The sequence below is a fragment of the Streptomyces sp. NBC_01232 genome (genome assembly GCF_035989885.1).
In the GTDB taxonomy this organism is placed as follows: domain Bacteria; phylum Actinomycetota; class Actinomycetes; order Streptomycetales; family Streptomycetaceae; genus Streptomyces.
This window is the reverse complement of record NZ_CP108518.1, coordinates 8,013,391-8,039,120: the sequence shown is the minus strand read 5'-3', so window position 1 is coordinate 8,039,120 and position 25,730 is coordinate 8,013,391. Positions and strand designations below refer to the sequence as shown.

Here is a 25,730-nt window from a genome sequence, read left to right as displayed (position 1 = left end):
GCCGGCGGGTGCGCGGGTCAGTCCCGGGAGTTGCCGAACAGGATGCGGTAGCCGATCAGCAGGACCAGCGAGCCCGCGATGGCGGAGCCCCAGGTCGCCAGGTCGAAGAACTCGGTCTGGATCGGCTTGTCCAGCACCTTCGCCGAGAGCCAGCCGCCGATGAAGGCTCCGGCGACGCCGATGAGGGTGGTCCCGATCAGGCCACCGGGATCCCGGCCGGGCAGCAGGACCTTGGCGATTCCCCCGGCCAGCAGTCCCAGGATGATCCAGCTGACGATCCCCATGTCCAGTCACTCCGCTTCGGTCGTTCAGTCGTTCGGGCGTTCTCCGTGGAGGACGCCACCTGGGCTGAATCGGTTCTCCGCGGGCCCTGCCCCCCATCGGCTCAGGCCCTCGCGGACGTGGGGCGCCACGGACTCAGAGCGCCACGCGCCCAGCCGGTACGGAGAGTTCGGCACTCCCGACGGCACCTCCACCCGCAGCGGCACCGGCACCCGTACCGGCGGCGGGCGCCCGGGTGAGCAGGAGCACCCCGCGCGCCGCCAGGAAGGCTCCGGCCCCCGCCAAGAGCAGCCCCGCCACTCCGCCCTGCAGCCGCTCGCCGAGCAGGACCATGCCGATGGCGGCCGCGGCCAGCGGATTGGCCAGGTTCACCACGGCGAGCGGGGCGCCGAGTCCGCCGCGGTAGGCCCGCTGCGACAGCAGCATCCCGCCGACCGCGAACACCACGACGAGCAGGGCCACCGAGACGACCCGGAAGCTGAGCAGGGCTCCGCCGCGGCCGGCCGCCACGGCAACCGTCTGGGTCAGGGCGGAGGCCGCCGCGGAGGCCAGGCCCGACGCGGTCGCGTGGCGCAGCCCCGCCCCCGGGTCCTTGGCCGCGGTCAGCATCAGGATCACGGCGGTCGTCGCCCCGGAGACAGCCAGTGCCTCGACCAGCGTGAGGGTGTCGTCGGGGGCCGGCCCGGAGGCCGGGAGCAGGAGCAGGCCGAGCCCGGCGACGGTGGCCAGGGTGCCCCGCCATTCGGTGGCCGCCACCCGGCGGCCGGACCTGCGCGCCCCGAGCGGGACGGCGGCCACCAGGGTGAGGGCGCCGAGCGGCTGCACCAGGGTGAGCGGGCCGTACCGCAGGGCTGCCGCGTGCAGCAGCGCCGCGGCCGCGTTCAGCCCGGCCGACCACCACCAGGCGCCGGAGCCCAGCAGGGCCTTGGCGCTGCGTGCGACGGCGGCCCGGGCGAGCCGTTCCTGGGCCACGGCTGCGGCCGCGTAGGCCACGGCCGACGCCAGGCAGAGGCCGACGGCGAGGGCGGTGTCGTTCATCGCCCGGCCCCTACGGCCACGACCGTGCTCCGCGGGCGCGGCAGGCCTCGTACGGGGGTGCCGGAGCCGGTCTCCGAGCCCGTTTCCGGGTCCGGACCGGAGCCCCTGCCCGGGTCGTCACCCGCGCGCGGCCGCGGGACGAACAGCAGGGCCGCCCCGAGGAGGGCGGCGGCGACGACGGCGTCGAGCCAGTAGTGGTTGGCCGTGCCGACTATCACGAGCAGGGTCAGCAGCGGGTGCAGCAGCCACAGCGGGCGCCAGCGCGAGGAGGTGGCGGCGATCATGCCGAGCGCGAGCATCAGCGCCCAGCCGAAGTGCAGTGAGGGCATGGCGGCGAACTGGTTCGCCAGGGTGTCCTCGGCCGGCGCGGCCCGGTAGACGCTGGGCCCGTAGACCTGCGCCGTGTCGATGAGCCGCGCGGCGCCGAGCAGTCGCGGGGGCGCGAGCGGGAAGGCCAGGTGCAGGACGAGGGCGGCGCCGGTGAGCCCGGCGAGGACGCGGCGCGCCCACAGGTAGTGGGCGGGGCGGCGGACGTAGAGCCAGATCAGGAAGAGCGCGGTCGCGGGGAAGTGGACACCCGCGTAGTAGGTGTTGGCGGTGGTGACGAGGGCGTCCCCGTGCAGCAGCAGCCGCTGGACCGCGCCTTCGCCGGGCAGGTGCAGGGCGCGCTCGGCGTCCCATATTCGTGCCGCGTTGCGCAGGGCCTCGTCGGCGCGGTCGGTCGAGAGGAGCCGGCCGGCTTTGTAGACGGTGAACAAGCCCACGACGAGCAGCAGCTCGCGTACGAGGCGGCGGCGCGCGGCTCTCGGTCCGGCTGCCGGCCCTGCAGGGGTGGGGTAGGAGCTCATCCCCCGGTCTCTCTTCCTGTTGACGCACACAGCGACACGCCAGTGTATCGATACATTCGCGTATCGATACGCCGGTGTACCGATACGCTCGCGTTCCCGTACACTTCTTCCAGTGGAACCTGCCGCCGAGACGCCCTCGAGGAGAGCCGCATCCCATGACGTCGACACCGACCCCCGCGCGTCGCTCCAAGATCACACCGGAGCGTGAGCAGGAGTTCTTCGACGCCGTCCTGGAGCAGCTGCGCGAGCACGGCTACGAGGCCCTGACCATGGAGGGCGTCGCCGCCCGGGCCAGCTGCGGCAAGTCGACGCTCTACCGGCAGTGGAAGACCAAGCCCCGGCTGGTCGCCGCCGCCCTGCGCGCCGGCCGGCGGGGCACGCTCGTCGCCGTGGACACCGGTTCGCTGGCGGGCGACCTGCGCGAGGCCGCCCGGATCGCCGCCGGCACCTCGGGCAGGGACACCCGGCTGACGCAGGCCCTCGGGCACGCCGTGCTCAGCGACGAGGAGCTCCAGGCCGCCCTGCGCGAGGCGCTGGTCGAGCCGGAGCTGGCGGCGTTCGCCGTGATGGTCGGACGGGCCGTGGAGCGCGGCGAGATCGCCGCGGACCATCCGGCCGTGGAGTTCCTGCCTGCACAGCTGATGGGTGTGCTCCGCATCCGGCCGGTACTGGAGGGGCGGTACGCGGACGCCGACTACCTGGTCCGGTTCGTCGACGCCGTGATGCTCCCGTCCCTGGGCCTCGCGCCCTCCGGCCCCACCCGGCCCCCGGCCGGTCAGGCCCCCTGAACCGGCGGGCCGCCGTCCTGATGACCTGACGGCGACCTGCCCGCGCTGCCTCGTGGGGACGGCGGCAGCGCGCCACCCGGATCGGGCGGCGACCACTCACCCCAGGAGTGGCCGCCGCCCGATCTGTGCGGATCCCCCGCCGGTCCGGCGGCCGGTCTCAGCGCAGGGCGCCCATGGTCCGGGCGAATTCCTCCGGATCGGCCTCGACTCCGTGCAGCCACGGCTCGAAGGACCAGGCACCCGAGGCGTCGCGGCTGAATTCGGCGACGGTGGCCGCGGTGGCGGCGGACACGGTGGCGAAATCGCCCTGGGCGAGGTCCGTGTGGCCCTCGCGGATCCGGAACCCGGTGCCGGCGATGTCGGCGAAGGTCTTCGCACGGCCCCCGTCACCGGCATCGGCGTTCTGGATGACCACACCGACCACCACGCGGCTCGACCGCGACGCCATCCGGTGCAGCTCGATGGTCATCACCTCGTCGAAGCCGAAGCCCTGGCCGGTATGGCTGTCCCGGTTCAGGGCGATGGTGCCGTCGGGCGACCGGCTGCCGAAGTGCACCAGCTGGACGGGCGCCCCGTGGGGGTCCGCGGCGCCGTAGACCGCGGCCACTATGTCGAGGTCGTTCGCGGGCGTTCCGGCCGGGCTGGGATCCCACCGGAGGGCGAACTCCACCTTGGCCAGGCCCTTGCGCACACCGGTCATCGAACTCCCCCTTCACTCACGGGCATTGCCCGTTCATGATCCCACGAGCCCCCGGGCCCGGGCCGAACGATCGTACGTTCCCGGCCAGTTCGGCCGGCCGAACCTCGCCCGCCCGGTCCGGCGGGCCGCCGGGCGGCGGACGTACGCGTGCCTCACATTCGGGAAACCGGAGAGTGCGGATGAAAGGGATTTACACCCCTTCGCCCAAGAGCAGCAGATTCCCGTGCACCTGCACCGGACCCGCTCCCGCGCCTGCCCTTTTCACCCGCCCCGCGCCAGGCCGGCCGCAAGATCTGCAGCACAACCGGATCGTTATCCTCAAGTTTTCCTCAAATGTAGTGACGCTGTGCCCGTCCGCTTCCTAGCTTCCTCGTACACGCGTCCCGACGTCCCCGTTATTCGCGCGGTTCCACACGCCTCCGGCGATCCCGGTGACGCGTCCCGCGTTCCTCAGGAAAGAGTGCAGCATGAAGGTTCCCCAGGCCGGTGCGGTCGCCGCAGTGATCGCAATCGCCCTGACCGCCTCCGGGTGCGTCGGTGACGAGGACCAGGGGGCCGGGACCCTTTCGATCGGGATCAAGTTCGACCAGCCCGGTATCGGTATGCGGGAGACCGACGGCACCTTCACCGGTTTCGACGTGGACGTCGCCACTTATGTGGCCAAGGAACTCGGCTACAAGCCCGACAAGATCGAATTCAAGCAGGTCTACAGCAATGACCGTGAGCTGCTCCTGCAGTACAACGAGGTCAAGTTTGTCGTGGCGAGCTATTCGATCAACGACAAGCGCAAGGAGAAGGTCGACTTCGCCGGCCCGTACTTCGTCGCGCACCAGGACCTGCTGACCCGCGCCAACGACGCGTCGATCACCAAGCCCGAGGACCTCAATTCCAAGAGCCTGTGTTCGGTGAGCGGCTCCACCTCCGCCGAGAACCTCCGCAAGAACCTCGCCCCCAAGGCGGGCCTGCTGGAGCTCGGCGGCTACTCGGACTGCGTCGTCGCCCTCCAGGACAGCCGGGTCGACGCCATGACCACGGACAACTCCATCCTGGCCGGATACGCCGCCCGCAAGGGCAACGAGGGCAAGTTCAAGCTGCTCGGCCAGAACCTGAGCAACGAGAACTACGGCATCGGCGTCAAGAAGGGCAACAAGGACCTCCAGCGCAAGATCAACGACGCGCTGAAGAAGATGGTCTCGGACGGCGCCTGGGAGGCTGCCGTGAAGAAGAACTTCGGTCCGGGCTACAAGTACGAGCCGGCTCCGCCGGTGGCCCCCGTCGGCTGACGATCGCCGCGGCGGTGACGCCCGCCCGTCTGGCCTGAAATAGGCCCCCGCCCCACGATGTGACGGCCGTGACCCCGCCCATGGGGTCACGGCCGCCCGCGTGATCCCGCTCAGACCACCGGAGCCTTGCTCCGCAGTACGGTCAGGAACTCCCTCATCCAGCGCGAGTGGTCGGGCCACGCCCTGGCCGAGACCAGCGTGCCGTCGACCACGGTCTCGGAGTCCTCGAACTCGGCGCCGGCCGCCTTCATGTCCAGCTCCAGTGCCGGGTAGGCGGTCACCCGGCGGCCGGTCAGCCCCCCGGCCGCCGCGGTGATGAGCGGGCCGTGGCAGATCTGGGCGATCGGCTTGTCCGATTCCGCGAAGGCGGCCAGGATCCGGCGCACCTCGGGATCGTTGCGCAGGTACTCCGGCGCCCGGCCGCCCGGGACGACCAGGGCCGCGTAGTCCTCGGTGACCACGTCGACGAAGGCCAGATCGGCGGGCCAGGTGTAGCCGGGCTTCTCGGTGTAGGTGTCGAAGCCGTCCTCGAAGTCGTGGACCACGAACCGCAGCTTCTTCACCTGCGGCGCCGCGATGTGGACCTCGTACCCCTCCTCGCGCAGGCGCTGGTACGGATACAGCACTTCCAGCGATTCGGCCGCGTCGCCGGTCACGATGAGGATCTTCACTGCCATGGGCTGCTCCCGATAGGGCTGGTCATGGTGGGTCCGGCCCCGCCGGGGGCCATCGCTACCCTGCCCGCGGCGGGTGGCCGGCACACACGAAGATCCGCAGTCCCGACACATGGTCTTCATCTGTTCGGCACATGACAATGTGACCCTCGCACTGCCACTGACACTCCGCCAATTCCCCGGGCGGGGACGGTGCGTTTGGAGAGGTACCCCCCACCAGATGAAGATCTCGCGCGTCACCCCCTGGGCGGCCGGCCTCGCCGCCGTCGCCCTGTTCGCCGTCCCGGCGGCCGCGTCCGCCGGCCAGCAGCCGGCGGCGGCCCCCGAGAACCCGACGGCCGCCGCGGCCGACCCGTACAGCGCATACACCGACTACGCCGACTACTACGCGGGCGCCCAGGGCAAGACGGGGCCCGCCCTGAAGAGCGCACTGCACGACATCATCAAGACCCAGTCCAAGGTGAGCTACGACGGCGTGTGGAACGCCCTGAAGGTGACGGACCAGGATCCGGCGAACGCCAGCAACGTCATCCTGCTCTACTCCGGCCGCTCCCAGTCCAAGGCGACGAACGGCGGCGGGTCCAACGACTGGAACCGCGAGCACGTCTGGGCCAAGAGCCACGGCGACTTCGGCACAGCCACCGGCCCGGGCACCGACCTGCACCACCTGCGCCCCGAGGACGTCACCGTCAACAGCACCCGCGGCAACAAGGACTTCGACAAGGGCGGCAGCCCGGTCGGCGAGGCGCCGGGCAGCCTGACCGACGGAGACTCCTTCGAGCCGCGCGACGCCGTCAAGGGCGATGTGGCACGGATGCTGCTCTACATGGCCGTCCGCTACGACGGCGGCGACGGCTTCGCGAACCTGGAGCTGAACGACCAGGTCAACAACGGCTCCGCCCCGGCCCACGGGCGGATCAGCCTGCTGAAGCAGTGGAACCAGATGGACCCGCCGGACGCCTTCGAGCAGCGCCGCAACCAGGTCATATTCGATGTGTACCAGCACAACCGGAACCCGTTCATCGACCACCCGGAGTGGGTCAACTCCATCTGGTGACCGCCGCCGCCGGTCACGGCGTCCTGCGGGGGTTGGGCCGCGTCAGGCCGGGTATTCCCAGGCCAGAGGCTGCGATCCGCGCCCGACGGCAGCAGCCGGCGGAGGTACGTCGTGATGGACGGAGCCGGACTCTCCGATCGTGAGCAGCGCGCCCTCTCCGCGATCGAGGCCGAACTCAAGGGTGACCGTTCGCTCGACCGGATCCTGCGGTCCACGTCGCACCGACGTCATCGCACCGTGGCGGCCTGGCTGCTCGGTGCGGTGGCGGTGGCCCTCTTCGTGGCGGCCTCGGTCACCGTGTCCCGGCTCCTGCTCTGGGCCTTCGCCGCCGTGTGGACGGCGGCGGCCCTGCTGGCGCTGCCGCTGGTCACTCAATGGCTCCGGCGTCGCGGGCAGGGCCGCGGGCGCACCGGGCAGCTGTAGGGGCCGTAGGATCCGTCCGCGGTCATGGCCGCCGGTCCGGGGCCGTCCGTGAACGGCGGCGCCCCTCCCCCCGGGCCCCTCAGAGCCGGTCGGCGAGCGCCTTGAAGTCGGCCCAGGGCAGCTGGGGCGTGCGGGAGTCCCACACCTTCTGCGAGAGCGCGGCCAGCGGTGTCCGGATGCCCTGGGCCACCTGGGCCTGGGTCTGGGCGTTGGCGAGGTCGCTCCAGACGGCGAGGCGCGCGCCCAGGATCTGCGGCCCGTACGAGGCCGGGACGGGGGTCGTGCCGCGCAGGACGAGCGGGGTCCACTGTTCGTAGATCCGCTTCCCGGTGGGGTACGTGAACTGGTTGGGCTCCCCCAGCACGTAGTACAGGAACTCGTCGTTGAGGTTGACGACCTTGCGGCCCTCGCGCAGGTACTCCAGCGGCGGCCGGGCGCCCGTCTCCTTACCGGTCCAGTACTCGACCTGGATGTCCTTGGCGGCGCTCGTCACCCCGCCCGCGAAGAACCCGTCGTTCCACGCCTTGAGCGCCTTCCCCGACGGCCGGACGGCGTCCGCGCGGTCGTTCAGCCAGCCCGTCGCCAGGTCCTGGACCCGCGCCGAGGGCCCGTACCGCTGCTGGGCGGCGCGGGCGAGCTGGGGGAAGGAGGCCTGCGGGTCGCGGTAGACCAGGGCCTGGTACTCGTCGGCGCCCAGGTGCCAGGCCTGTCCGGGGAAGAGCGGAATGTACTCGCGCAGCAGCTCGTCCACGAGCTTGGCGGACGCCGGGTTCGATATGTCGACGGCGCCCTTGACCGCCCGGCCCTGCGTGTCGCGGAGCTGGAGGTCGGGGTGGGCGCGCAGCACCGCGCCGAGGTGGCCGGGCGAGTCGATCTCGGGGACCACCGTGATGTGCAGCCGGGCGGCGAGCGCGTTGATGTCGCGGACCTGGGCCTTGGTGAGGTGCGGGGTGGAGACGATCTCGGGGTGCGTGTCGGACTGGATCCGGAAGGCCTGGTCGTCGGAGAAGTGCAGGCCCAGCTGGTTGAGCTTGAGGTCGGCCATCTCCCGCAGCCGGTCCTTGATCCACTCGGGGGTGAAGTGCTTGCGCGCTATGTCCAGGTTGAGGCCGCGCTGCGGTTTGGCGGGGGCGTCGCGCACGGTGCCCTCGGGGGCCGATCCGGCGCTCTTCACCGCCTGCTTGAGGGTGCGGGTGCCGTAGAAGACCCCGGCCTGGTCGGGTCCGTTGATGCGGACGCGGCCGTCCTTGACGTCGAGGGTGTACGACTCGGGACCTCCCGCCGCCCCGGCGTCCAGGGACAGTTCCACGTCACCGGCGCGCGGCGCCGCCGACTCTCCGTACCCGATGCGCAGTTCACCGGCGAGCAGCTTCGCCTCGTCCGACAGTGCGGCGGTGTCGTCCGGTGCGACGACGACACGGGCGTCGGGGGCGGGCTTCCAGCCGGGGCCGCGGGCGGGCACGTGCTCCCGGACCGCCGGGATGGTGCGCGGGGCCGTGGACAGGGCGTGGGTCGGGCTGGGTGTGGGAGTGGGGGCGGCCTCGGCCGGGGCGGCCGCCGTGGTGCGGGCGGCGGTGGTGGAGGAGGAGTCCCGGGCGCCCGGGGTGCGCACCTCGTCCGAGGCGGCCGTGCAGCCCGGGAGGGCAAGGGTGACCAGCGCGGCGACCGTGGCCGTCGCGATGACGTGGACCCTCTTGTTCCGCCTCGGTTTGCTCATCATGTGCCTGTTTCCCCCGTACCAACCTGGCACGGGGGACACGGGCGCGCGACCCGGCGGCCTCAGACAAGGGCTTCCAGCGCGGCGGCGGCGAAGCGGTGGTCCTGGTCGGGGGCGCCGCCGCCGACGCCGACGGCGCCGATGAGACGGCCCTCGCGGTGGACCGGCAACCCGCCCGCGATGAACAGCAGCGGGCGGTCGAGGGCCGTGGGCAGCGTGTGGAAGGGGCCACCGGGCAGGACGGCCTCGACGAGGTCGGCGGTGGGCGCGTTCAGCTGGAGCGCCGTGTAGGCCTTGCGGGTGCTGGTCTCGCCGGAGATCAGCACGGCGCGGTCGTCGCGGCGGAAGGCGAGCAGGTGGCCCCCGGCGTCGAGGACGGTGACGCTGACGCTGACCCCGGCCGCTTGGGCGGCGGACGCGGCGGTGGCGACGAGCAGGTCGGCGTCCTCGGTGGTCAGGGGGGCGACGGCGGTGCGTGTGGGGGTGGGGGTGGACACGGGGTGTTTCTCCTTGCGGGGGGGGGTGCCTACGCGCGATCGGGAGGGACCGGTGGATGGATCAGTGGCGGGCGGGGACGGCCTCGGACGGCTCGGGCGCTCCGGCCGCCACGACGGCGCCGCGCTCGGGCCCGTCGCCGCGCTCGCCCCGGGCCGGGCGTCCCGCCGTACGGCGTTCCAGTGCGCCGGAGACGAGGGCGAGCACCAGGGCGGAGGCGGCCAGGGCCGCGCCGACCCAGTTGGGGGCGGTCCAGCCGAGGCCGGCGGTGATCACGAGTCCGCCGAGCCAGGCGGCGAGGGCGTTGCCGAGGTTGAAGGCGCCGATGTTGACGGCCGAGGCCAGGGTGGGTGCCCCGGCGGCCTGGTCGAGGACGCGCTTCTGGAGCGGCGGCACGGTGGCGAAGCCGAGGGCGCCGATGAGGACGACGGTGACGGCGGCGCCGGCCTTGGTGTGTGCGGTGAGGGTGAAGACGGCGAGGGTGACGGCGAGGGCGCCCAGGGCCACGTACAGCATCGGCATCAGTGCGCGGTCGGCGTACCGGCCGCCGATGAGGTTGCCGGCGACCATGCCCAGGCCGAAGAGGACGAGGAGCCAGGTGACGGAGGAGTCGGCGAAGCCGGCGACGTTGGTCATCATCGGGGTGATGTAGGTGATCGCGGCGAAGACTCCGCCGAAGCCGAGGACGGTCATCGCCATCGCGAGCAGCACCTGGACGTTGCGGAAGGCGGCGAGCTCGCGGCGGATCCGCACGCCGCCCTCGGGGCTGGGCAGATCGGGGACCAGCCGGGCGATGCCGAGCAGACCGGCCACGCCGAGCGCGGCGACGATCAGGAACGTGACGCGCCAGCCGATGGTCTGCCCGACGAAGGTGCCGAGCGGGACGCCGACGACGTTGGCGACCGTCAGTCCCGTGAACATCATGGCGATCGCGCCGGCCTTCTTCTCGGGGGCGACGAGTTCGGCGGCGACGACCGCGCCGATGCCGAAGAAGGCGCCGTGGGCGAGTGAGGCGACGATGCGGCCCGCGAGCATGAAGCCGAAGGCGGGGGCCAGGGCGGAGAGCACGTTGCCCGCGATGAAGAGGCCCATGAGCAGCATCAGCATGCGCTTGCGGGGGATCCTGGTGCCGAGCACGGTCATCAGCGGCGCGCCGAGGACGACGCCGAGGGCGTAGCCGGTGACCAGGAAGCCCGCGGTGGGGATCGAGACCCCGTACGTGCCGGCGACCTCGGGGAGCAGGCCCATGATCACGAATTCGGTGGTGCCGATCCCGAAGGCCCCGACGGCAAGGGCGAGGAGTGCGAGAGGCATGGGGGAGGTGTCCTTCAGGGGAGGGGGTGGTGCGGGGGCGGGCGCCGACATGACGCAATTGGTTGCGCTCGCCACTTGCATGCGTCCACATTAATTGCAGACGCGGGATATTTGCAAGCGCGGGCTATTGCACATGTGGACTATCCTGGTGGACACAGACCCAGCCCGGGACGCTTCGATGGAGGAGCCCATGACGGCCACGGACAGCGCGCTCACCGCCCTCTCCCAGGGCTGGTGCGCCCTCTCCCTCCTGCACGGGCGGATCGAGGCGCACATCGAACGGGCCCTGCAGGCCGGGCACGGCCTCAGCGTGCGCGAGTACTCGCTGCTCGACGTCCTCAGCCGCCAGCACAGCGGACCGGGCGGGCACCTGCGCATGCACCAGGTCGCCGAATCGGTGGTCCTCAGCCAGAGCGCGACGACCCGGCTGGTCAGCAGGCTGGAGGACCGCGGCCTGCTGAACCGCTACATCTGCGACACCGACCGGCGGGGCATCTACACCGACGTGAGCGAGGCGGGCCTGGCCCTCCTGGCCGCGGCCCGCCCCACCAATGACACCGCGCTGCGCGAGGCCCTCGACGAGGCCTCGCGCAAGCCGGAACTCGCCCCGCTGGTGGCGGCGGTGGAGAACCTCCGCCGCTGAGGGCCGGACGCCGGGCGACGAGCTACGGGCGTCCGGCGGCCCAACCGGCGCTCCTTCGACGACAGGACCTAGCGCGAGGCCGATGCCGACGGCGGTGAGGGCGTCACGGAGGCGCCGCGCGCGCCGGACGGGCTCGCCGACGGGCTCGCCGATCCCGGCGACCGGGGAGAGACCGTGGCCGACGGGCTCCCCGACCGGGAGGGGGGCGAGGAAGCGGACGGGCTCCCCGAGGAGTCCACGCCCGGGGTGGGCCGCCCGGATCCGGACGGCGCCGGAGTCGGCGACTTCGAGTGCTCCGAGGACGGGCCGGGGGCCGTGATCCTCGGTGGAGTGGCCGGCAGCCCCGGGCCCGGCGACGCGTCCGGGGCCAGTAGCAGGTAGCCGACCCCGGCGGCTGCGGCGGCCGCCACCAGGCCCGCCAGCGGCAGCGCGAACCTCCGCAGCCCGGCCATCGGCAGCCGTCCGGCCCGCGCCCCCGGCGGATCCGCGGGCCGCAGTCCACGGACGTCGATGCTGTCCGCGCGTGCGTCGAGTGCCTGCCGCAGCCTGCGCTCGACGGGACGCTCGGCGAGGCGTTCGCCGTCACCCGTCATATCCGTCCCTCCAGAATCTTCTCCAGGGAGTCCAGGCCGCGGCTCGCGTTGGACTTCACGGCTCCCCGGCTGATCCCGAGGGTGGTCGCGATCTCCGCCTCGCTGAGATCGGCCCAGTACCGCAGCACCAGGACCTGGCGGCGGCGCGGCGTGAGCCGGCCGAGCGCGGCGAGCACCTCGCGGTGCGCCTCGTCCAGGACCACGCGGTCCTCGGCGGACGGAATGTCGGCCGCCACGGGCGGGGTCCAGGCGCGGGCGGTGCGCCTGCGGCGCAGGACGGAGCGCGAGGTGTTGACCACCGCGGTGCGCAGGTAGCCCAGGGCGTTGTCGACCTCGGTGATCTGTTCCCCGTGCCGCCGGTAGAGGGCGGTGAAGGCGTCCTGGACCACGTCCTCGGCGGTGGCCAGGTCGTCGACGAGCAGCACCGCCAGCCGGACCATCCGCAGCCGGTGCGCGTGGTAGAGCTCGGTGACGGTGGGCGGCCGCAGGTCGGCGTGGACCGTGTGGTCGTGCGGGTACGAGGACCCGTACGGGCCGCCGTACGGCCGCGGGGAGACGGGCGGGGCGGACCGCTCGCGCCGCAGCAACGACCACAGGCCCCGCCACCCCCGGCCGAAGCCGGGCGTGAGGGGGCCGACGTGTGGTGCGAGTTGGAGCACGGGGTTCCTCAGCTGTTCGCGCGGCGCCGCACGGCGTACAGGGCTCCCGCGCCGGCCAGGACCAGACCGGTGGCCCCCGCTCCCATGGCGACGGTGGTCGCCGAGGAGCCAGTATGCGCGAGCTCCGGGGTGCCGGGGGCGGCGGCCGGCTCGGAGGGCGACGCGCTGGGGCGGACGCTCGACCCCGGGGCCGACGGACTGGCGCTGGGGGCGGCGCTGGGGGACGCGCTCCTCGTGTCCGATCCCGCGCTCGGCGGGGTGCTCACCGACGGGGAGGGCTTGGCCACGCCCGCGCTGGGTGAGGCACTCGCGGGCACACTGACGGCCGGGGAGGGCGCGGCCGAGCCACCGCCGGCGGCGAAGGCCGGGCCGGCGAGGGCGACGGCCGCCCCGGCGGCGGCAGCGGTGACGGCCGTCCGGCGGAAGGCCGGGTGGACGCGCTTCAGGTTCTTCACGGTGGTTCTCCACGGTCGGGTCGGGGGCGCGGGACCACGCCCTTCACCCCCGCACGACGCGCGACCCCCCGGGAGGTTGCCGCCGCTTCGGAAGAACTTTCCGGCCGCTTTCCGGAAGGACACCCGCAAGGGCCGTGGCCAGGACCGCGATGCCCTCCTCGATCTCACCGGCCGGGCCCGCCGCGTAGCCGAGGACCAGGCCCGGCGGGCCCGGCCGGACTCGGTGCCATGACAGCGGGTGGGTCTTGACGCCCAGGGCCAGGGCCGCCGAGGCAAGGGCGGTGTCCTCGAATCCGGCTCCGTCGAAGGTGACCATCAGGTGCAGTCCGGCCGCGGCGCCGTGCACCCGGGCGCCGGGCAACAGCTCGGCGACCGCCCGGAGCATGACGTCACGGCGACGGCGGTGGCGGCGCCGGACGAAGCGCAGATGCCGCTCCAGATCACCGGAGTCCATCAGCCGGGCCAGGACCAGCTGGGCGAGGACCGGGTTGCCGAGGTCGGCGTAGCGCTTGGCGGCGGTCACGGCGTCGAGCAGGCGCGGCGGGACCAGCAGCCATCCCAGGCGCAGGGCGGGGGCGAGGAGTTTGGACACGCTCCCCGCGTAGCAGACCCCCTCGGGCAGCAGGGCGCGCAGGGCGGGGACGGGGGCGCGGTCGTAGCGATGCTCGGCGTCGTAGTCGTCCTCGATGACCAGTCCCCCGGCGGCCGCCCAGCCGAGCAGGTCCCGGCGGCGCTCGCCGTCGAGGACGACCCCGGTCGGGAACTGGTGCGCCGGCGTGAGCAGGACGGCGCCGGCCCCGCTCGCCCGGAGCCCGGCCACGTCCAGCCCGGCCCCGTCGACCCGTACGGGGACCGTCTCCAGCCGCCCGTACTCCAGTTGCTGCCGGGCGCCGAGCGAGCCGGGGTCCTCGACCGCGACCCGGTGCACGCCCTCCTCCCGCAGGACGTGCGCCAGCAGCGCCAGCGCCTGGGCCACGCCCGCGACGACGACCACCTCGTCGGGGTCGGCGCGGATCCCCCGGTTCCGGGCCAGCCAGCCGACGACCGCCTCGCGGAGCGCGGGCGCGCCCTGGGGGTTCCCGTAGCCGAAGTCCGCCGAGGTGAGCGCGCCGAGCACCCGGCGCTCGGCCTGCAGCCAGGCGGTACGCGGGAAGGCGGTGAGGTCGGGCACCCCGGGCGAGAGGTCGATCCGGCACGGTACGGCGCGCAGGGCGTCCACCGGCCCGCCGCGCGCGGGGGCGGCGGAGGGGGCGGAAGGGGCGGGGGCGGAGACGGGTGGTGGGGCGGCGACGACCACGGTGCCGGCCCGGCCCCGCCCGCTGACCTGGCCGCTCTCCGCGAGGCGCTGGTAGGCCTCGGTGACGAGCCCGCGGGAGACGCGCAGTTCGGCGGCGAGGACGCGGCTGGCCGGGAGCCGGCTGCCGACGGGGAGGGTGCCGTCGGCGATGGCGGCCCGCAGCCGGCCCGCGAGCCATTCGGTACGGCCGCCGGGCGGGACCGGACCCACGTCGAGCTGGAGGAAGTCCGAACCGCTCGGACTTTTGGACCCCTCGGAGGCACCCTCATTGGACCTGCTCATGGGGCCATTGTGCGGCCACGCTGGATCGCATGCACTCACCCCGCGCCTCTGCCTCCGGCTCCGTACCCACCGCCGGCCCCGTCCCCTCCCCCGGCTACGGCTCCGCATCAGACTCCGGTGCCGCGCCCGCCTCCACGGCGCTCCGGGACCTGGCGCCGGGCATCGCCGGGATGGCACTGGTCGGCAGCAGCGTCACGGTCTCGCGGGCGCTCGTCGACGCCCCGCTGTTCGCCACCCAGGCCGTCCGGTACGCGGCCGCCGCGCTGCTGTTGTTCGCCCTGGCCCGGGCCGCCCGGGTGCCGGTCCACCTGCCGCGCGGCCGGGAGTGGCTGTGGCTGGCGGGGATCGCGGCGGCCGGGCTGGTGCTGTTCAACGTGGCCGTGGTCCGCGGGGTGGCGCATGCCGAACCGGCCGTCATCGCCGTCGCGGTGGCCTCCGTACCGATTCTGCTGGGTCTGATCGGGCCCGTACTGGAGGGGCGGCGGCCCAGCCGTCGGGTGCTGCTGGCGGCTCCGGTCGTGGTGGCCGGGGCGGTACTGGTCGAGGGGACGGGCCGGACGGACGCCGCCGGGGTCGCCTGGGCGGCGCTCGCGCTGGGCTGCGAGGCGGCGTTCACCCTGCTCGCGGTGCCGGTGCTGCGTCGGCACGGCGCGTGGGGTGTGTCCGTGCACGCGGTGTGGCTGGGGGCGCTGATGCTGGTGGGGCTCACGGTCCTCTTCGAGAGCCCGGCCGAGGTGACCTCGCTCGATCGGTCGCAGTGGGCGGCGGCCGCATACCTCGCCGTCATGGTGACGGCGGTGGCCTTCCTGCTCTGGTACCGCACGGTGGCCGCCGTGGGCGCGGGCCGCGCCGGGCTGCTGACCGGGATCGCTCCCTTGGCCGCGGCCGGTGCCGGGGTCCTCGCGGGCAGCGGGGTCCCGGGCCCGACGGTGTGGGTGGGTCTGCTGGTGGTGATCGTGGGGCTGGCCGCGGGCCTGCGTCCGGAACGTGCCCCGTCGGCGGACGCGCGGGAGCCCCGCACCGACCGGGCTCCCGCGTCCCCTTGAGGCGCCCGGCGGGCCGGTGACGAGGATCCGGCCCGCGTCAGCCGCCTGTCCGGGCGGCAGGCGGGGACGGCGGGGGCGGTCCGCTCCCGCGCACGGCAGTCCGTACCGGGCGCGGCCGGCGTCCGGTCACATGCTCCGGCGCGCGTAGCAGAAGAGGTGCTCCTCGGGGCCCGCCCGGTCGTCGGCGGGCTGGAAGTGCGCGGTGTGGTGGTGCAGCACCTCCAGGCCGCGGTCGGCGAGCCTGGCCAGGTGGTCCGCCGTGGAGAGGCTGCTGACGGTGACCTCGTGGCCCATCCACTCGATGTCCAGGCCCCGGATGTCCCCCGGCACCGTGGCCATCACGAAGTACCCGCCCGGGGCGACCCAGGACGCCATGCGGTCCAGTGCTCCGGCGACCTCGGGCTGGTCCATCACCAGGAGCGGGAAGAAGGAGCAGACGGCGTCGAAGCCGGCCCGCCGGGGCGTGTATGTGCGTACGTCGGCCTGTTCGAAGTTCGCCTGCGGGACTCTGGCGCGGGCCAGTTCGACCATGGCCGCCGACACGTCGATACCGGTGACGGCGCAGCCGGCCCGGACCAGCGCCTCGGCGGTGGGCCGTCCCGTGCCGCTGCCCACGTCCAGCACCCGCGCCCCGGCGGGCAGTCGGGCGGTGAGCCAGTCAAGTGCCGCCAGCTGACCGGGCACTCGGCCGAACACTTCCTCGTAGCGCTCCCCCAGCTCGTCGAACACGTCTGCCGCCGACTTGCGTTGACTCATCGGGCCGCCCCTTCGTCTCGGGCGACCACCGTACCGGCCGGTGCGGTGGCGGGCGACGCCCCCGTTAGGATCTGGTGCCAGTGATCATCAAGGGGGAGCCCATGTCCAACGCCGACGCCGCCGTACTGAAACCGCTCGGACCGGAGGATCCGCAGGAGATCTCCGGATACCGGCTGCTCGCGAAGATCGGTGAGGGCGGCATGGGCTCCGTCTACCTCTCGCGGACCCGGGGGAACCAGCCGGTCGCCCTGAAGGTCATCCGCCGGGAGTTCGCCCAGGAGCAGGACTTCCGGGTCCGCTTCGAACGTGAGGTGCAGGCGGCCCGCCGGGTGCAGGGCTACCACATCGTGCCGGTCCTCGACCACGACACCAGCGGTGAACAGCCCTGGCTGGCGACCGCGTTCGTGCCGGGCCTGGCGCTCGACGACGCCCTCGCCACCCACGGCCCGCTGCCGCTGCCCGCGATGTTCCAGCTGATCGGCTGCACGGCGCAGGCCCTGCACTCCGTCCACGCCGCCTCGGTGGTGCACCGCGATCTGAAGCCGAGCAACATCCTGCTCGGTTCGAACGGCCCCTGGGTGATCGACTTCGGGATCGCACGGGCCACCGACACCACCCAGCTGACGCGCAGCGGCGGGTTCATCGGGACGCCCCAGTACATGTCGCCCGAGCACGCGCTCGGCCGCACGGTCACCCCGGCGACCGATGTCTTCGCCCTCGGGCTGATCGCCGCGGTCGTGGCCACCGGCCGCCACCCGTACGGCGACGGGGCGGGCCTGTCCATCGCCGCGGCGATAGCCAACACCCCGCAGCAGGCGCCGGATCTGACCGGCTACCCGGAGCCGCTGCGACAGCTGCTGGAGCGCTGCCTGCACGCCGACGCCGAGCAGCGGCCGCGCCCGGCCGAGCTCGCGGAGTGGTGCGGCCGAGTGGCGGGACGGGACCTGCGCGACTTCAACGGGTGGCTGCCCGGGCCGCTGGCCGCGGAGATCGCCCGCCGCGAGCAGTCGGCGCAGGCACAAGCCCAGGCGCAGGCTCCGTCCACGACTCCGGCCCCGGCCCCGGCGCCTGCCGCCGCGCCTGCCCCGGCGTCGGCTCGGACCCCGCCCCCGCCCCCGGCGTACGCGCCCACGCAGGCCTCCGGGCCGGTCCCCATGGCCTACGCGCCGACCCAGGCCCCGGTGTACGGCGCGCCCACCGCCGCCGCCACCGCACCGGCCTATGCCCACTCCTCCGCCCACGCCGCTCCGGCGGCGCCCGCGCCCGCTCCCCCGGCGCGCCGAAGCCGCGTACCCCTGGCCGTGGGTGCGGGAGTCCTGGCCGTCGCCGTCGCCGCGGGCGGTACCTGGTACCTGACGCGCGAGGAGGACAAGGGCGCGAAGCAGACGGCGGACGCCCCGAAGGACTCCGCGGCGCCGGTGGCGCAGGCCGACGGCCGGACCCCCTCGGCGTCCGCCTCGGCGTCGGCCTCGCCCTCCGGTCGCACCTACACCGCGGTGTTCAAGGACAGGCCCTTGAAGCTCCTGGCACCCAGGGAGTTCGGCAAGGTCAACGACGTCGACCTCGACTTCCCCAAGGTGGCCACCTCCGACGAGATCGGCTGGAAGGACCGGGAACTGGCCATGGGCTTCGAGGACATCAAGAACGGAACCTCGTTCGGCAAGAGCAAGGGTGCCACCCCCGAGGCGTGCGAGACCGGTGCGGCCACCGATCCCATCCCGGACCGCCTGCCGCAGTCCGACCTCAGCGGTGCGGACAGCGCCATCGTCCAGGGCGACCTGCTCTGCACCGTCACGTCCAAGGGCAACCTGGCCATGATCAAGATCGTCGGCGTCGAACCCTCGACGGACAGGCTGCACAAGGTCCCGACGTACCTCACCGAAGTGACGCTCTGGAAGCGGTAGTCGCTGCCGAAGACGGGGCATCGGCCGGTCCGGAGTGGCAGGATGCCCGGCCATGGGAACGAGAGACGACAGCGACGAGGCGTACGTCATCGGACTGTGCGACCGGATCCTCGGCGAGGACGCCCTGCCGCAGCACAGGTTCGACTGGCTGCTGGGCGACCCCGGAACGAGCGGTCGCCGCGCCAGGCTGCCGGTCGACGCCTACTGGCCCGGCCACGAGCTCGTGGTGGAATACCGCGAACTGCAGCACGACCGGCCCGTGCCCCACTTCGACAAGCCGGACCGGCTCACGATCAGCGGCGTTCACCGCGGTGAGCAGCGTGCCCTGTACGACGCGCGGCGCGACGTGGAGATCCCGGCGCACGGGCTGCGGCTGGTCGTCGTCCGCCCCGCCGACCTCGACGCGGACGGCCGCGGCCGTCTGCGCCGCACCGAGCCGGCCGACCTGGCGGCGCTGAGGACGATCCTCGCCCGCGGGAGCGCCGAGGACCGCGGGGACCGGCGGCCGGCCCCGTGACGGGGCGTCGCGGCCATGCACCCACGGCCCCGCACGCCTGTCACACGGGCCGTTCCATGCAGACGAGCAGGTCCCGCTCGTCCCACGACTCGGTGCGGGCGAACCCGAGCCGCTCGTACAGTGCGATCGCGCCCGCCCGCCACTTCCACACCGACAGCCGCACCGCACCGGTCCCGCTCTCCGCGGCCTGCGCGAGGGCGGCGGCGACCAGGCGGGACGCGATGCCCAGCCCGCGGAACTCCGGGGCCGTCCAGAGCCTCTTCACCTCGGACCGCCCCTCGGCCGGGGCGGTCACCACCAGGCAGCCCACGGCGGCGTCCCCGCTCATCGCGAGCAGCACGGTGTCCGCGGCGAACGCGGTTCGTGGATCCGCGATCTCCGCCCGGTAGCGGCCGGGCAGTTCCTCCACCCCGGCCACGGCCTCGCCCTTCTCGGCCTGGGTCCGCAGATGGTAGGCGGCCAGCAGTTCGGCCAGCCCGTCCCGGGCGGCGAGGGCACTGCCGGGCACGCGGACGACGACGACCTCGCGTTGAGCATTCACGCCACCGAGCATCGCATCCCCGCCGCACAGCCGTCCGGCCGGAGGGGTCAGGCGGGGACGAGGACCACGGCCGTCCCGTACGCGCAGACCTCGGTGCCGACGTCCTGCGCGTCGGTGACGTCGAAGCGCATCATCAGCACGGCGTTCCCGCCGCGCGCCTTCGCCTGTTCGATGAGGCGGTCCATGGCCTGGTTCCGGGTCTCCACCAGGGTCTTGGTGAGGCCCTTCAGCTCGCCGCCGATCATCGACTTCAGGCCTGCGCCGATCTGGCTGCCCAGGTGACGGGAGCGTACGGTGAGGCCGAAGACCTCGCCGATCACCCGCTCGACCCGGTAGCCGGGGACGTCATTGGTCGTCACGACGAGGACGCCGCTCTCGTGCGCGCCGGCGCCGCCGCCGTAGTCTTCGATACCCATGGCCCCCACTCTGGCGCGGGCCATCGCCTCCCGCACGCCGAACCGCGCGTTCGTAGCATCCGGGCGGCCACGCCCGGACCCGTACGCCAGGACCCCGGCCCGGCGTGGCCGGACATACCGCCCTGCCCCCGCAGCGGTGCACCTGCGTTGTCACGCCGCAGGGTGGGCGGTGACGTGCACGCGAACCCTTGCGCGTACTCCCCAGGTTGTATGGCGTCGCCCCCCAGGACAGTAGGCGGGTCTCCACCCGTGGAGGGGCGCGGTGGGGGCGGTCCGCCCGTAGATTTTCCTCTGCCGGTTCACCGGCCGGTACAGGCCCTGTACTCACGGGTCCCGGCGTGCGCGGCCGTGCCCGTTCGGGGGAGGGCGCGGCCGGCGCATCCCGAGTGGCCAAATTGGTCATATCGGGTTAAACGGCGGTGAGCCACCGGCACTAAGCGCCCCGTCCTCTCCATAGTCGTCCCTGGCAACCACCTGGTTGCCGCCCCGTGCCGCGCGTCGCGGCCGGGTGGATGTCTTCGTAGAGGAGCCGGCTCATGCTGAAGCCCACCAGAACCACCCTCGCTCTCGCCACCGGCAGCCTGGTTCTCGGTCTGGTCGGAGCGGGCGGCGCCGTCGCGGACGACGGTCCGACGGACAATCCGGCGCCGCAGGAGATCGTCGTGGGCGGGGCGCAGCCCGGGGTGTACCCCGCCCAGCGTGCCACCGGCCGGGTCGTGTCGAAGGGCCCGCTGACGGTCCGCAGCAGGCCGAGCACCCGCGCGCAGTCCCTCGGCCACGTGTACCCGAACACCAAGGTCCAGATCGCCTGCAAGAAGCACGGCGACAAGGTGAACGGCAACAGCATCTGGTACCGCCTGGCCGAGCGGAACAGCGACTGGGGCCAGGACGCCGCGATGCCCAAGATCGCGTACGACAAGGAGCGATGGGTCTCCGCCCGCTACGTCAAGAACCTCTCCGAGGTGAAGTACTGCCGCTGACCCGACCGCAGTCGGCATGGGGCAGTAGGCAGTAGGCAGTCAGTCCACCGGGCGTACGGCACGCGGGCCCACGCACCGCACTCCGTACGCCCGGACCCGCTCCCGCAGTTCGCGGTCGGCCGTGACCACGACACAGCCGCGCTCCGCATGGGCGGCGGCCAGCTCCACGATCCGGTCGTCCCCGCTCCCGGGCGCCGGGTCCACCCGTACGCCGGGAACGGACTCGATGCCCCGGGCGGCGCCCTCGACGACGAGGATGATCTCCTCGTCCCCGCCCCGCGCGGCCAGCAGGTCGCGCAGCCGGACGGCCGCGCCCCGCCGGTCCCGCCACCAGCCGTCCGGCACCGAGCCGACGACGTTCGCGCCGTCCACGATCAGCACGCTCGCCACGTGGCCGGACCCTCAGAAGTCGCCGTAGTTGACCTGCCAGGTGGGCAGGCCCATCCGGCGCCAGATCGCGACCACCCGGTCGCGGTCGTCGAGCGAGACCCGTACGGCGTACCGGTGACGCACGTGCGCGTCGAACAGCTCCGCCTTCACCACGTCGTCGCGGCGCGTGTCACCAGCCGCGCGCATCCACAGCTCGTCGTACGGCACCTCGTGGCGCCGCAGCCAGGACTCGGTCTGCGGGCGGTGTTCCTCGCCGCGCCCCGACAGCAGCACGATCACGTCGCCGTCGGCACGCCGGAAGGCGTCGAGCGCGTGCCGCACCGACTCGTTGAGCAGGTCGAGCTCGCAGCGCGAGAAGTCGTACGGTCCCCGGTCGCCGGTGATGGCGAGGGTGCCGTCGATGTCGCACATCACCGCGGCCGGCAGTGCCGGGTCGGGGACGTACTCCGTCACCGGAGGCGCGGCCACTCCGCTCGCCCCGCCGTTCATCCACTCCGCCGTCAGCCGCCAGCCGCCCTTGCGGACCTTCGCGTGCTTCTCGGCCAGGATGCGGATGATCTCCTCGCCGACCTGACGCTCCCGGGCGGCGTCCCGGCGCAGGCACTCCTCCAGCGGGACGTCGGTGAAGTCGTGCACGACGAAGGTCGCCAGACCGCCGACCGCGGCCTTGAGCCGCTTGGGGATGTGCTTGGTCAGGTGGGTGTTGTCGACGACCACGTCGAAACCGCCGTCGACCGCCGCGCGGACCGCCGCGTCCTGGACGGTCAGGACCGTCTGCTCGTGCGCGTAGCTGCGGCCCCGCCCGGGGTCGGGCAGGTCGAGCATGAGTCGCAGGTCGTCGAGGTTGACGCGGCGCATGCGGCCGCCGGCCTCGGCCTGCAGGGCGCGCGCGGCAGTCGTCTTGCCGGAAGCCGGCAGGCCCGTCATCAGGTGGACGACGGGCAGCGGGGCCTCCTCGGCAGCGGCCACGGGTGTCTCTTCGGACACGGGTCAGTTCTCCTCGTCGTTCGTGAAGGGGTCGGAGGTCTCCGGCCGTACGTTGCGCCACACGGCGAGCTCCGTGGGCCGGCCGTCCAGGCGCAGGAACATCGCGGGCCTGACCTCACGGTCGGGCAGTTCCTTCACGGCGCGGGCGAAGGCCCCTCGGTCGGCGGCCAGGTGTGCGAGCGACGCGTACGCCTCGTCGATGGCGCGCTCGCGCCGTGCGGCCTCGCCCTCAATCCGGTCGATCACCTCGCGCACCCAGGCGTCGAACTCGTCCGGCACCTGGTCCAGCAGCGCGTCCAGCGGCTTGCCGCCCGAGGCCTCGATCTCGGCGACCGTGGAACCGAGGCCCTGGGCGACCTGCTTGGCGGGCAGGCCGGCGAAGCGCTGGATGCCGTGGGCGCGCCAGATGTCCCGCTCGGTGACCTTGGTGAGCACGCGGTGGAGCCGTACGTACTCGGACAGCTTGGCCTTCGCGCGCACGCCGGAGGCGAACCGCAGCACGAAGCCCTCCGCCTGGGTGCCGGTCGCGGCGGCGCCGCCGGGCAGGGTGTTGGACTCGGTCAGTGCGACCAGCTCGTCGATGGGCATGGCGGGCCACACCGTGACGACCGAGCCGATCGCCTCCCAGTGGGACGCGGCCTCGGCGAGCGGGACCTCGGTGCCGTCCTGGCCGAAGGCGGCGAGGAGGACGAGGTCCCGGCGCTCGCCGTAGTCGACCACGATGCGGTTCTGCGGGTAGAGGATCTCCGCCAAGTACGTGGTGCCGGGACGCAGGGCGGCGGTGTCCCGGCCGTCGAGCCGGCGCTGGGCCCAGGTCGCCTGGGCGCTGATGAAGGACCCCTTGGAGGCGACCCGCCAGCGGCCCGCGTAGTGGAAGACGACGGCGAGGCTGCCGTCGACCTTGTCGTACACCTCGAACGGCTCGTCCGGGAGGGCGGGGGCGTACGGCTGGCCGGACTCGTGCTCGCCGACGTTGAAGAACTTCGGCAGCGGCAGGGCGACGATCGCGCCGGTGGTGTCGTCGGCGACGAGTCCGCGGCAGCGTGTGGTGACCTCGTTCCAGACGCGTTCGTACTGGGCCGTCCGGGTGTAGGTGTAGATGGACAGCGGCAGTTCGGGGTGCGACTTGCGGGTCACGTACCCGGCGTCGATCGAGTCCGCCAGCGCCTGTGCGGGCAGCAGGTCATGCAGAGTCAGGGTCTCCTGGCTCATGGGGTCCTCCCGGTTTGAGATGGCTCATTCTCACGTGCGGGAGGGTGTGCCCGGTAGTCAATTATGCCTGGTCGGGGCACCGCCCAGGCGGTTGATGTCGGCGGGCCGCAGGATGTGGCCGGGGACCTCGGTGCCGGGCGTGGCGACGGCGATCATGGCTCGGCCGAAGGCCTCGGAGGTGATGACGCTGTTCGGGGCGACCCATCGGACGAGGGGGACCAGGGGGCCGAGGACCGCGTAGAACATCCGGGAGATGCGGGCCTTCGAGGGCACGCCGCGCACCGGCTGGACGATCCCGGGGCGGAACATGTAGGCGCGGAAGGGCAGTTCCAGCAGGTCGTTCTCGGTCTTCCCCTTGACCCGGGCCCACATGGAACGGCCCTGCACGGTGCTGTCCGTGCCCACGCCGGACACGTAGACGAAGGTCATGCCGGGGTTGGCGGCGGCCAGCGGCCGGGCCACGGCGAGCGTCAGGTCGTGGGTGACGCGCCGGTAGGCCTCCTCCGTCATGCCGACGGAGGAGACGCCGAGGCAGAAGAAGCAGGCGTCGTACGCGGCCGGGTCGACCCCGGCCGCGGCAAGGTCGGACGGATCGTCCTGGACGCACTCGCGCAGCTTGGGGTGGCTGACTCCGAGCGGTGTGCGTCCGATCGCGAGGACGCTCCCGACCGCATCGTCGCGCAGGCATTCGCGCAGGACGCCCCGGCCGAGCATGCCGGTCGCACCGAAGAGGATGACGTTCACACGGGCAGCGTAGGCGTCTCGCCGACATCTCGCCGGACGACCCGGTCCGGCAGGATCTCGAAGAGACGACCTAGTGGGAGACGCAGAGCTCGTTGCCCTCGGGGTCGGCGAGGGTCGTCCAGACGCTCGGGCCCTGACGGCCCTCGTGGAGGTGCTTCGCGCCGCGGGCGACGAGGCGTTCGACCACCGTCTGCGGGTCGTCGGAGCCGGTCCGGACGTCGAGGTGGACCCGGTTCTTGACGGTCTTGGATTCGGGAACGAGCTGGAACAGGACGCGGGGCGCGCCCTCCAGACCCTCCGGGTGGCGGATGGCGGCTCCCACCTTCCAGACGAGGGTGCCGCGGTGGGTCTTGGTGTCGTCCTCGGTCGCGTGGCCCGCTTCGATCAGGCCGCGGATGAACGGCTCGTCGCTCGGCTCCACTTCCCAGCCCAGGGCGTCGGCCCACCAGTCGGCGAGGCTGTGCGGGTCGGCCGAGTCGATGGTCACCTGGAATGTGTAGGCCATGCCGGGACCCTACTGAGGTGCCGTCGTGACTGCCACACGGCGGCGTGCGCCAACCGGGGCCGCGTCATCGGCGCTCCGCCCCGCGCCGGGCGCCGAGATGAGAGGCGACCAGGGCGGCGAAGGTCAGCAGCCAGGCGCCCACGGAGACCCAGAGCAGTACCTCGCCCAGCGGGCGCAGCCAGGGGATGCCGGCCGGGTCCGCCACGGACAGGCAGGCGGTGGCCGTCATGCCGAGCGGGAAGACGGTGGCCCAGCGCCGGATGTCGTAGCGCGGCCTCGGGTGGCGCAGTTCGGCGGCGAGGAGGACGACGTACCAGACGAGGGACAGGACGAGCAGGGCCAGCGTGACGGTACGCAGGGTGCCGTGCGCCGAACCGGTCCATACGGGTGAGGCCGTGAGCTTGGATCCGGCAAGGGCCGAGATGGAAAGCGCACCGCCCGCCACCCAGTGGTCCCCCGCCCCGCCCACCACCTCTCGGAGGTCGAAACGGAAGAGGGCCGCCAGGTAGAGCAACAGCCCGAGGCAGAAGGCGGCCAGTGCCGCCCAGGCCAGCCAGTCCACATGCTCGGCGGTGGCGAGGGAGGCGGCGAGGACGGAGAGCCCCTGGGTGGCCACGCAGCCGAGGAACGCCGCCCCGGGCATGCGCTGCCCCCAGTGCCGGACGACGTTGATCAGCAGTCCCGGCCACACCACGGTCGCCAGCACGAGCAGCACGGCAGCGGCCGTCTGCCACCCCTGCGCCGAGAGCCGGGCTCCGATGACGGCTGTGGCGGCGACGGCCGTCAGCGCGGCCGGGGTGTCGGCCTCCGCCCGGAACCGTCCGCGGTCGCCCAGCAGCCGGAAGGTGAAGTCGGCGGCGAGTACGAGCCACAGCGCCCCGGCGACGGCGAGCGCGGCCAGCGACACCACCTCGTACCCGGTCAGGTGCAGGCCGACGGAGATGATGCCGGTGGCCATGACGGCGGCTCCCGCCGCCGGCGGGAGTCCGGTCCACCAGTCACGGCCGGGGAGGATGCTCACGCCTCCAGCGGACCCCACCGTTCCGCGGGCCGCCAGTGGACAGGGCCGACCGGCGCGGGAACCACACGGCCGGGCGGGCATGGTTCCTGCGCGCCGGTTCGAGCGAGCCTGCGCGCGATGCGCATGCGGGCATCCGGGCCGGTCCTGGGATCGGAGTCGGGCG

General features: G+C 73.2%; 30 protein-coding genes. 9 read left to right on the top strand and 21 right to left on the bottom strand.

Going from position 1 to position 25,730, the window contains the following annotated elements:
• Window positions 1–17: 17 nt before the first annotated feature.
• The 3 genes from OG444_RS36935 to OG444_RS36925 all read right to left on the bottom strand — a co-directional run bounded on the left by OG444_RS36935 (window position 18) and on the right by OG444_RS36925 (window position 2,168).
• Window positions 18–284 carry a GlsB/YeaQ/YmgE family stress response membrane protein gene (locus tag OG444_RS36935; protein WP_030390536.1) on the bottom strand — a complete coding sequence of 89 codons (267 nt, stop codon included), beginning with the start codon at window positions 282–284 and terminating at the stop codon, window positions 18–20.
• Window positions 285–417: 133 nt separating this feature from the next.
• A complete protein-coding gene (locus tag OG444_RS36930) occupies window positions 418–1,320 on the bottom strand; it encodes a hypothetical protein (protein WP_327266232.1) in 903 nt (300 codons plus the stop codon).
• A complete protein-coding gene (locus OG444_RS36925; RefSeq protein WP_327266231.1) occupies window positions 1,317–2,168 on the bottom strand; it encodes a phosphatase PAP2 family protein in 852 nt (283 codons plus the stop codon). The genes OG444_RS36930 and OG444_RS36925 overlap by 4 nt, the downstream gene beginning before the upstream one ends.
• A 155-nt stretch (window positions 2,169–2,323) precedes the next feature.
• On the opposite strand from OG444_RS36925, the gene OG444_RS36920 reads away from it, so the two are divergent.
• Complete coding sequence (locus tag OG444_RS36920) at window positions 2,324–2,956, top strand: TetR/AcrR family transcriptional regulator (RefSeq protein WP_327266230.1); 633 nt, start codon at window positions 2,324–2,326, stop codon at window positions 2,954–2,956.
• A gap of 157 nt (window positions 2,957–3,113) precedes the next feature.
• Here the strand turns inward: OG444_RS36920 and OG444_RS36915 are convergent, their stop codons facing one another.
• The gene (locus tag OG444_RS36915) at window positions 3,114–3,656 is read right to left on the bottom strand and encodes a TerD family protein (protein ID WP_327266229.1); all 543 of its coding nucleotides are present in this window, start codon (window positions 3,654–3,656) and stop codon (window positions 3,114–3,116) included.
• Window positions 3,657–4,123: 467 nt separating this feature from the next.
• Here OG444_RS36915 and OG444_RS36910 point away from each other — a divergent pair, with 467 nt between their 5' ends.
• Window positions 4,124–4,939, top strand: coding sequence for a glutamate ABC transporter substrate-binding protein (locus tag OG444_RS36910; protein ID WP_327266228.1), 816 nt, complete (start codon window positions 4,124–4,126; stop codon window positions 4,937–4,939).
• Window positions 4,940–5,049: 110 nt separating this feature from the next.
• Here the strand turns inward: OG444_RS36910 and OG444_RS36905 are convergent, their stop codons facing one another.
• Entirely contained in the window at window positions 5,050–5,616 is a 567-nt protein-coding gene (locus OG444_RS36905) for a DJ-1/PfpI family protein (protein WP_327266227.1), read from the bottom strand.
• A gap of 217 nt (window positions 5,617–5,833) precedes the next feature.
• Here OG444_RS36905 and OG444_RS36900 point away from each other — a divergent pair, with 217 nt between their 5' ends.
• On the top strand, window positions 5,834–6,670 hold the full coding sequence (locus tag OG444_RS36900) for an endonuclease I family protein (protein WP_327266226.1): 837 nt from the start codon (window positions 5,834–5,836) through the stop codon (window positions 6,668–6,670).
• A gap of 114 nt (window positions 6,671–6,784) precedes the next feature.
• Window positions 6,785–7,093, top strand: a complete 309-nt coding sequence (locus tag OG444_RS36895) for a DUF3040 domain-containing protein (protein WP_327266225.1) — start codon at window positions 6,785–6,787, stop codon at window positions 7,091–7,093.
• A 79-nt stretch (window positions 7,094–7,172) separates the two neighbouring features.
• On the opposite strand, the gene OG444_RS36890 is transcribed toward OG444_RS36895, so the two are convergent.
• The 3 genes from OG444_RS36890 to OG444_RS36880 form a co-directional block, all read right to left on the bottom strand.
• Entirely contained in the window at window positions 7,173–8,813 is a 1,641-nt protein-coding gene (locus tag OG444_RS36890) for a beta-N-acetylhexosaminidase (protein WP_442810716.1), read from the bottom strand.
• A 59-nt stretch (window positions 8,814–8,872) separates the two neighbouring features.
• Window positions 8,873–9,307: a GlcG/HbpS family heme-binding protein gene (locus OG444_RS36885; protein ID WP_327266224.1), complete on the bottom strand. Its 435-nt coding sequence runs from the start codon at window positions 9,305–9,307 to the stop codon at window positions 8,873–8,875.
• Between the two features lie 61 nt (window positions 9,308–9,368).
• Window positions 9,369–10,619, bottom strand: a complete 1,251-nt coding sequence (locus tag OG444_RS36880) for an MFS transporter (RefSeq protein ID WP_327266223.1) — start codon at window positions 10,617–10,619, stop codon at window positions 9,369–9,371.
• A 190-nt stretch (window positions 10,620–10,809) separates the two neighbouring features.
• Between OG444_RS36880 and OG444_RS36875 the strand changes: the two genes are divergently transcribed.
• Window positions 10,810–11,262 carry a MarR family winged helix-turn-helix transcriptional regulator gene (locus OG444_RS36875; protein ID WP_327266222.1) on the top strand — a complete coding sequence of 151 codons (453 nt, stop codon included), beginning with the start codon at window positions 10,810–10,812 and terminating at the stop codon, window positions 11,260–11,262.
• 68 nt (window positions 11,263–11,330) lie between these two features.
• Here OG444_RS36875 and OG444_RS36870 read toward each other — a convergent pair whose 3' ends face one another.
• From OG444_RS36870 to pdxR, 4 genes are read right to left on the bottom strand one after another with little or no spacing between them, the layout of a single operon-like run.
• Window positions 11,331–11,855 (bottom strand): hypothetical protein, encoded by a 525-nt coding sequence (locus tag OG444_RS36870; RefSeq protein WP_327266221.1) that lies wholly within the window; start codon window positions 11,853–11,855, stop codon window positions 11,331–11,333.
• Window positions 11,852–12,514 carry an RNA polymerase sigma factor gene (locus OG444_RS36865; RefSeq protein WP_327266220.1) on the bottom strand — a complete coding sequence of 221 codons (663 nt, stop codon included), beginning with the start codon at window positions 12,512–12,514 and terminating at the stop codon, window positions 11,852–11,854. The genes OG444_RS36870 and OG444_RS36865 overlap by 4 nt, the downstream gene beginning before the upstream one ends.
• 8 nt (window positions 12,515–12,522) lie before the next feature.
• Complete coding sequence (locus tag OG444_RS36860; RefSeq protein WP_327266219.1) at window positions 12,523–12,969, bottom strand: LPXTG cell wall anchor domain-containing protein; 447 nt, start codon at window positions 12,967–12,969, stop codon at window positions 12,523–12,525.
• Between the two features lie 43 nt (window positions 12,970–13,012).
• Window positions 13,013–14,548, bottom strand: a complete 1,536-nt coding sequence (gene pdxR / locus OG444_RS36855) for a MocR-like pyridoxine biosynthesis transcription factor PdxR (RefSeq protein WP_327266218.1) — start codon at window positions 14,546–14,548, stop codon at window positions 13,013–13,015.
• Between the two features lie 29 nt (window positions 14,549–14,577).
• Between pdxR and OG444_RS36850 the strand changes: the two genes are divergently transcribed.
• The gene (locus OG444_RS36850) at window positions 14,578–15,594 is read left to right on the top strand and encodes a DMT family transporter (RefSeq protein WP_327266217.1); all 1,017 of its coding nucleotides are present in this window, start codon (window positions 14,578–14,580) and stop codon (window positions 15,592–15,594) included.
• A gap of 126 nt (window positions 15,595–15,720) precedes the next feature.
• On the opposite strand, the gene OG444_RS36845 is transcribed toward OG444_RS36850, so the two are convergent.
• Window positions 15,721–16,350 (bottom strand): class I SAM-dependent methyltransferase, encoded by a 630-nt coding sequence (locus OG444_RS36845; protein ID WP_327266216.1) that lies wholly within the window; start codon window positions 16,348–16,350, stop codon window positions 15,721–15,723.
• Between the two features lie 101 nt (window positions 16,351–16,451).
• On the opposite strand from OG444_RS36845, the gene OG444_RS36840 reads away from it, so the two are divergent.
• Window positions 16,452–18,254 (top strand): serine/threonine-protein kinase, encoded by a 1,803-nt coding sequence (locus OG444_RS36840; protein WP_327266215.1) that lies wholly within the window; start codon window positions 16,452–16,454, stop codon window positions 18,252–18,254.
• A 52-nt stretch (window positions 18,255–18,306) separates the two neighbouring features.
• Window positions 18,307–18,771: a hypothetical protein gene (locus tag OG444_RS36835; protein ID WP_327266214.1), complete on the top strand. Its 465-nt coding sequence runs from the start codon at window positions 18,307–18,309 to the stop codon at window positions 18,769–18,771.
• 40 nt (window positions 18,772–18,811) lie between these two features.
• On the opposite strand, the gene OG444_RS36830 is transcribed toward OG444_RS36835, so the two are convergent.
• Window positions 18,812–19,312 carry a GNAT family N-acetyltransferase gene (locus tag OG444_RS36830; RefSeq protein ID WP_327266213.1) on the bottom strand — a complete coding sequence of 167 codons (501 nt, stop codon included), beginning with the start codon at window positions 19,310–19,312 and terminating at the stop codon, window positions 18,812–18,814.
• Between the two features lie 47 nt (window positions 19,313–19,359).
• The gene (locus OG444_RS36825; RefSeq protein WP_327266212.1) at window positions 19,360–19,728 is read right to left on the bottom strand and encodes a YbjQ family protein; all 369 of its coding nucleotides are present in this window, start codon (window positions 19,726–19,728) and stop codon (window positions 19,360–19,362) included.
• Window positions 19,729–20,264: 536 nt separating this feature from the next.
• Here OG444_RS36825 and OG444_RS36820 point away from each other — a divergent pair.
• Window positions 20,265–20,708 carry an SH3 domain-containing protein gene (locus OG444_RS36820; RefSeq protein WP_327266211.1) on the top strand — a complete coding sequence of 148 codons (444 nt, stop codon included), beginning with the start codon at window positions 20,265–20,267 and terminating at the stop codon, window positions 20,706–20,708.
• Window positions 20,709–20,747: 39 nt separating this feature from the next.
• On the opposite strand, the gene OG444_RS36815 is transcribed toward OG444_RS36820, so the two are convergent.
• From OG444_RS36815 to OG444_RS36790, 6 genes are all read right to left on the bottom strand, one after another.
• Window positions 20,748–21,098: an NTP pyrophosphohydrolase gene (locus OG444_RS36815; RefSeq protein ID WP_327266210.1), complete on the bottom strand. Its 351-nt coding sequence runs from the start codon at window positions 21,096–21,098 to the stop codon at window positions 20,748–20,750.
• 12 nt (window positions 21,099–21,110) lie between these two features.
• Window positions 21,111–22,085 carry a phosphatase domain-containing protein gene (locus tag OG444_RS36810; RefSeq protein WP_327266209.1) on the bottom strand — a complete coding sequence of 325 codons (975 nt, stop codon included), beginning with the start codon at window positions 22,083–22,085 and terminating at the stop codon, window positions 21,111–21,113.
• Window positions 22,086–22,088: 3 nt separating this feature from the next.
• Window positions 22,089–23,297, bottom strand: coding sequence for an RNA ligase (locus tag OG444_RS36805; protein WP_327266208.1), 1,209 nt, complete (start codon window positions 23,295–23,297; stop codon window positions 22,089–22,091).
• Window positions 23,298–23,354: 57 nt separating this feature from the next.
• Complete coding sequence (locus tag OG444_RS36800; protein WP_327266207.1) at window positions 23,355–24,041, bottom strand: epimerase; 687 nt, start codon at window positions 24,039–24,041, stop codon at window positions 23,355–23,357.
• A gap of 70 nt (window positions 24,042–24,111) precedes the next feature.
• Window positions 24,112–24,546, bottom strand: a complete 435-nt coding sequence (locus OG444_RS36795) for a VOC family protein (protein ID WP_327266206.1) — start codon at window positions 24,544–24,546, stop codon at window positions 24,112–24,114.
• A 64-nt stretch (window positions 24,547–24,610) separates the two neighbouring features.
• The gene (locus OG444_RS36790) at window positions 24,611–25,567 is read right to left on the bottom strand and encodes a tellurite resistance/C4-dicarboxylate transporter family protein (protein WP_327266205.1); all 957 of its coding nucleotides are present in this window, start codon (window positions 25,565–25,567) and stop codon (window positions 24,611–24,613) included.
• Between the last annotated feature and the right edge of the window lie 163 nt (window positions 25,568–25,730).

Bases quoted from the DNA above. Each gene is read 5' to 3' on its own strand.
- OG444_RS36935 (WP_030390536.1), bottom strand. From the start codon at position 284: ATGGGGATCGTCAGCTGGATCATCCTGGGACTGCTGGCCGGGGGAATC.
- OG444_RS36930 (WP_327266232.1), bottom strand. From the start codon at position 1,320: ATGAACGACACCGCCCTCGCCGTCGGCCTCTGCCTGGCGTCGGCCGTG.
- OG444_RS36925 (WP_327266231.1), bottom strand. From the start codon at position 2,168: ATGAGCTCCTACCCCACCCCTGCAGGGCCGGCAGCCGGACCGAGAGCC.
- OG444_RS36920 (WP_327266230.1), top strand. From the start codon at position 2,324: ATGACGTCGACACCGACCCCCGCGCGTCGCTCCAAGATCACACCGGAG.
- OG444_RS36915 (WP_327266229.1), bottom strand. From the start codon at position 3,656: ATGACCGGTGTGCGCAAGGGCCTGGCCAAGGTGGAGTTCGCCCTCCGG.
- OG444_RS36910 (WP_327266228.1), top strand. From the start codon at position 4,124: ATGAAGGTTCCCCAGGCCGGTGCGGTCGCCGCAGTGATCGCAATCGCC.
- OG444_RS36905 (WP_327266227.1), bottom strand. From the start codon at position 5,616: ATGGCAGTGAAGATCCTCATCGTGACCGGCGACGCGGCCGAATCGCTG.
- OG444_RS36900 (WP_327266226.1), top strand. From the start codon at position 5,834: ATGAAGATCTCGCGCGTCACCCCCTGGGCGGCCGGCCTCGCCGCCGTC.
- OG444_RS36895 (WP_327266225.1), top strand. From the start codon at position 6,785: ATGGACGGAGCCGGACTCTCCGATCGTGAGCAGCGCGCCCTCTCCGCG.
- OG444_RS36890 (WP_442810716.1), bottom strand. From the start codon at position 8,813: ATGATGAGCAAACCGAGGCGGAACAAGAGGGTCCACGTCATCGCGACG.
- OG444_RS36880 (WP_327266223.1), bottom strand. From the start codon at position 10,619: ATGCCTCTCGCACTCCTCGCCCTTGCCGTCGGGGCCTTCGGGATCGGC.
- OG444_RS36875 (WP_327266222.1), top strand. From the start codon at position 10,810: ATGACGGCCACGGACAGCGCGCTCACCGCCCTCTCCCAGGGCTGGTGC.
- OG444_RS36870 (WP_327266221.1), bottom strand. From the start codon at position 11,855: ATGACGGGTGACGGCGAACGCCTCGCCGAGCGTCCCGTCGAGCGCAGG.
- pdxR (WP_327266218.1), bottom strand. From the start codon at position 14,548: ATGAGCAGGTCCAATGAGGGTGCCTCCGAGGGGTCCAAAAGTCCGAGC.
- OG444_RS36850 (WP_327266217.1), top strand. From the start codon at position 14,578: ATGCACTCACCCCGCGCCTCTGCCTCCGGCTCCGTACCCACCGCCGGC.
- OG444_RS36845 (WP_327266216.1), bottom strand. From the start codon at position 16,350: ATGAGTCAACGCAAGTCGGCGGCAGACGTGTTCGACGAGCTGGGGGAG.
- OG444_RS36840 (WP_327266215.1), top strand. From the start codon at position 16,452: ATGTCCAACGCCGACGCCGCCGTACTGAAACCGCTCGGACCGGAGGAT.
- OG444_RS36835 (WP_327266214.1), top strand. From the start codon at position 18,307: ATGGGAACGAGAGACGACAGCGACGAGGCGTACGTCATCGGACTGTGC.
- OG444_RS36825 (WP_327266212.1), bottom strand. From the start codon at position 19,728: ATGGGTATCGAAGACTACGGCGGCGGCGCCGGCGCGCACGAGAGCGGC.
- OG444_RS36820 (WP_327266211.1), top strand. From the start codon at position 20,265: ATGCTGAAGCCCACCAGAACCACCCTCGCTCTCGCCACCGGCAGCCTG.
- OG444_RS36805 (WP_327266208.1), bottom strand. From the start codon at position 23,297: ATGAGCCAGGAGACCCTGACTCTGCATGACCTGCTGCCCGCACAGGCG.
- OG444_RS36795 (WP_327266206.1), bottom strand. From the start codon at position 24,546: ATGGCCTACACATTCCAGGTGACCATCGACTCGGCCGACCCGCACAGC.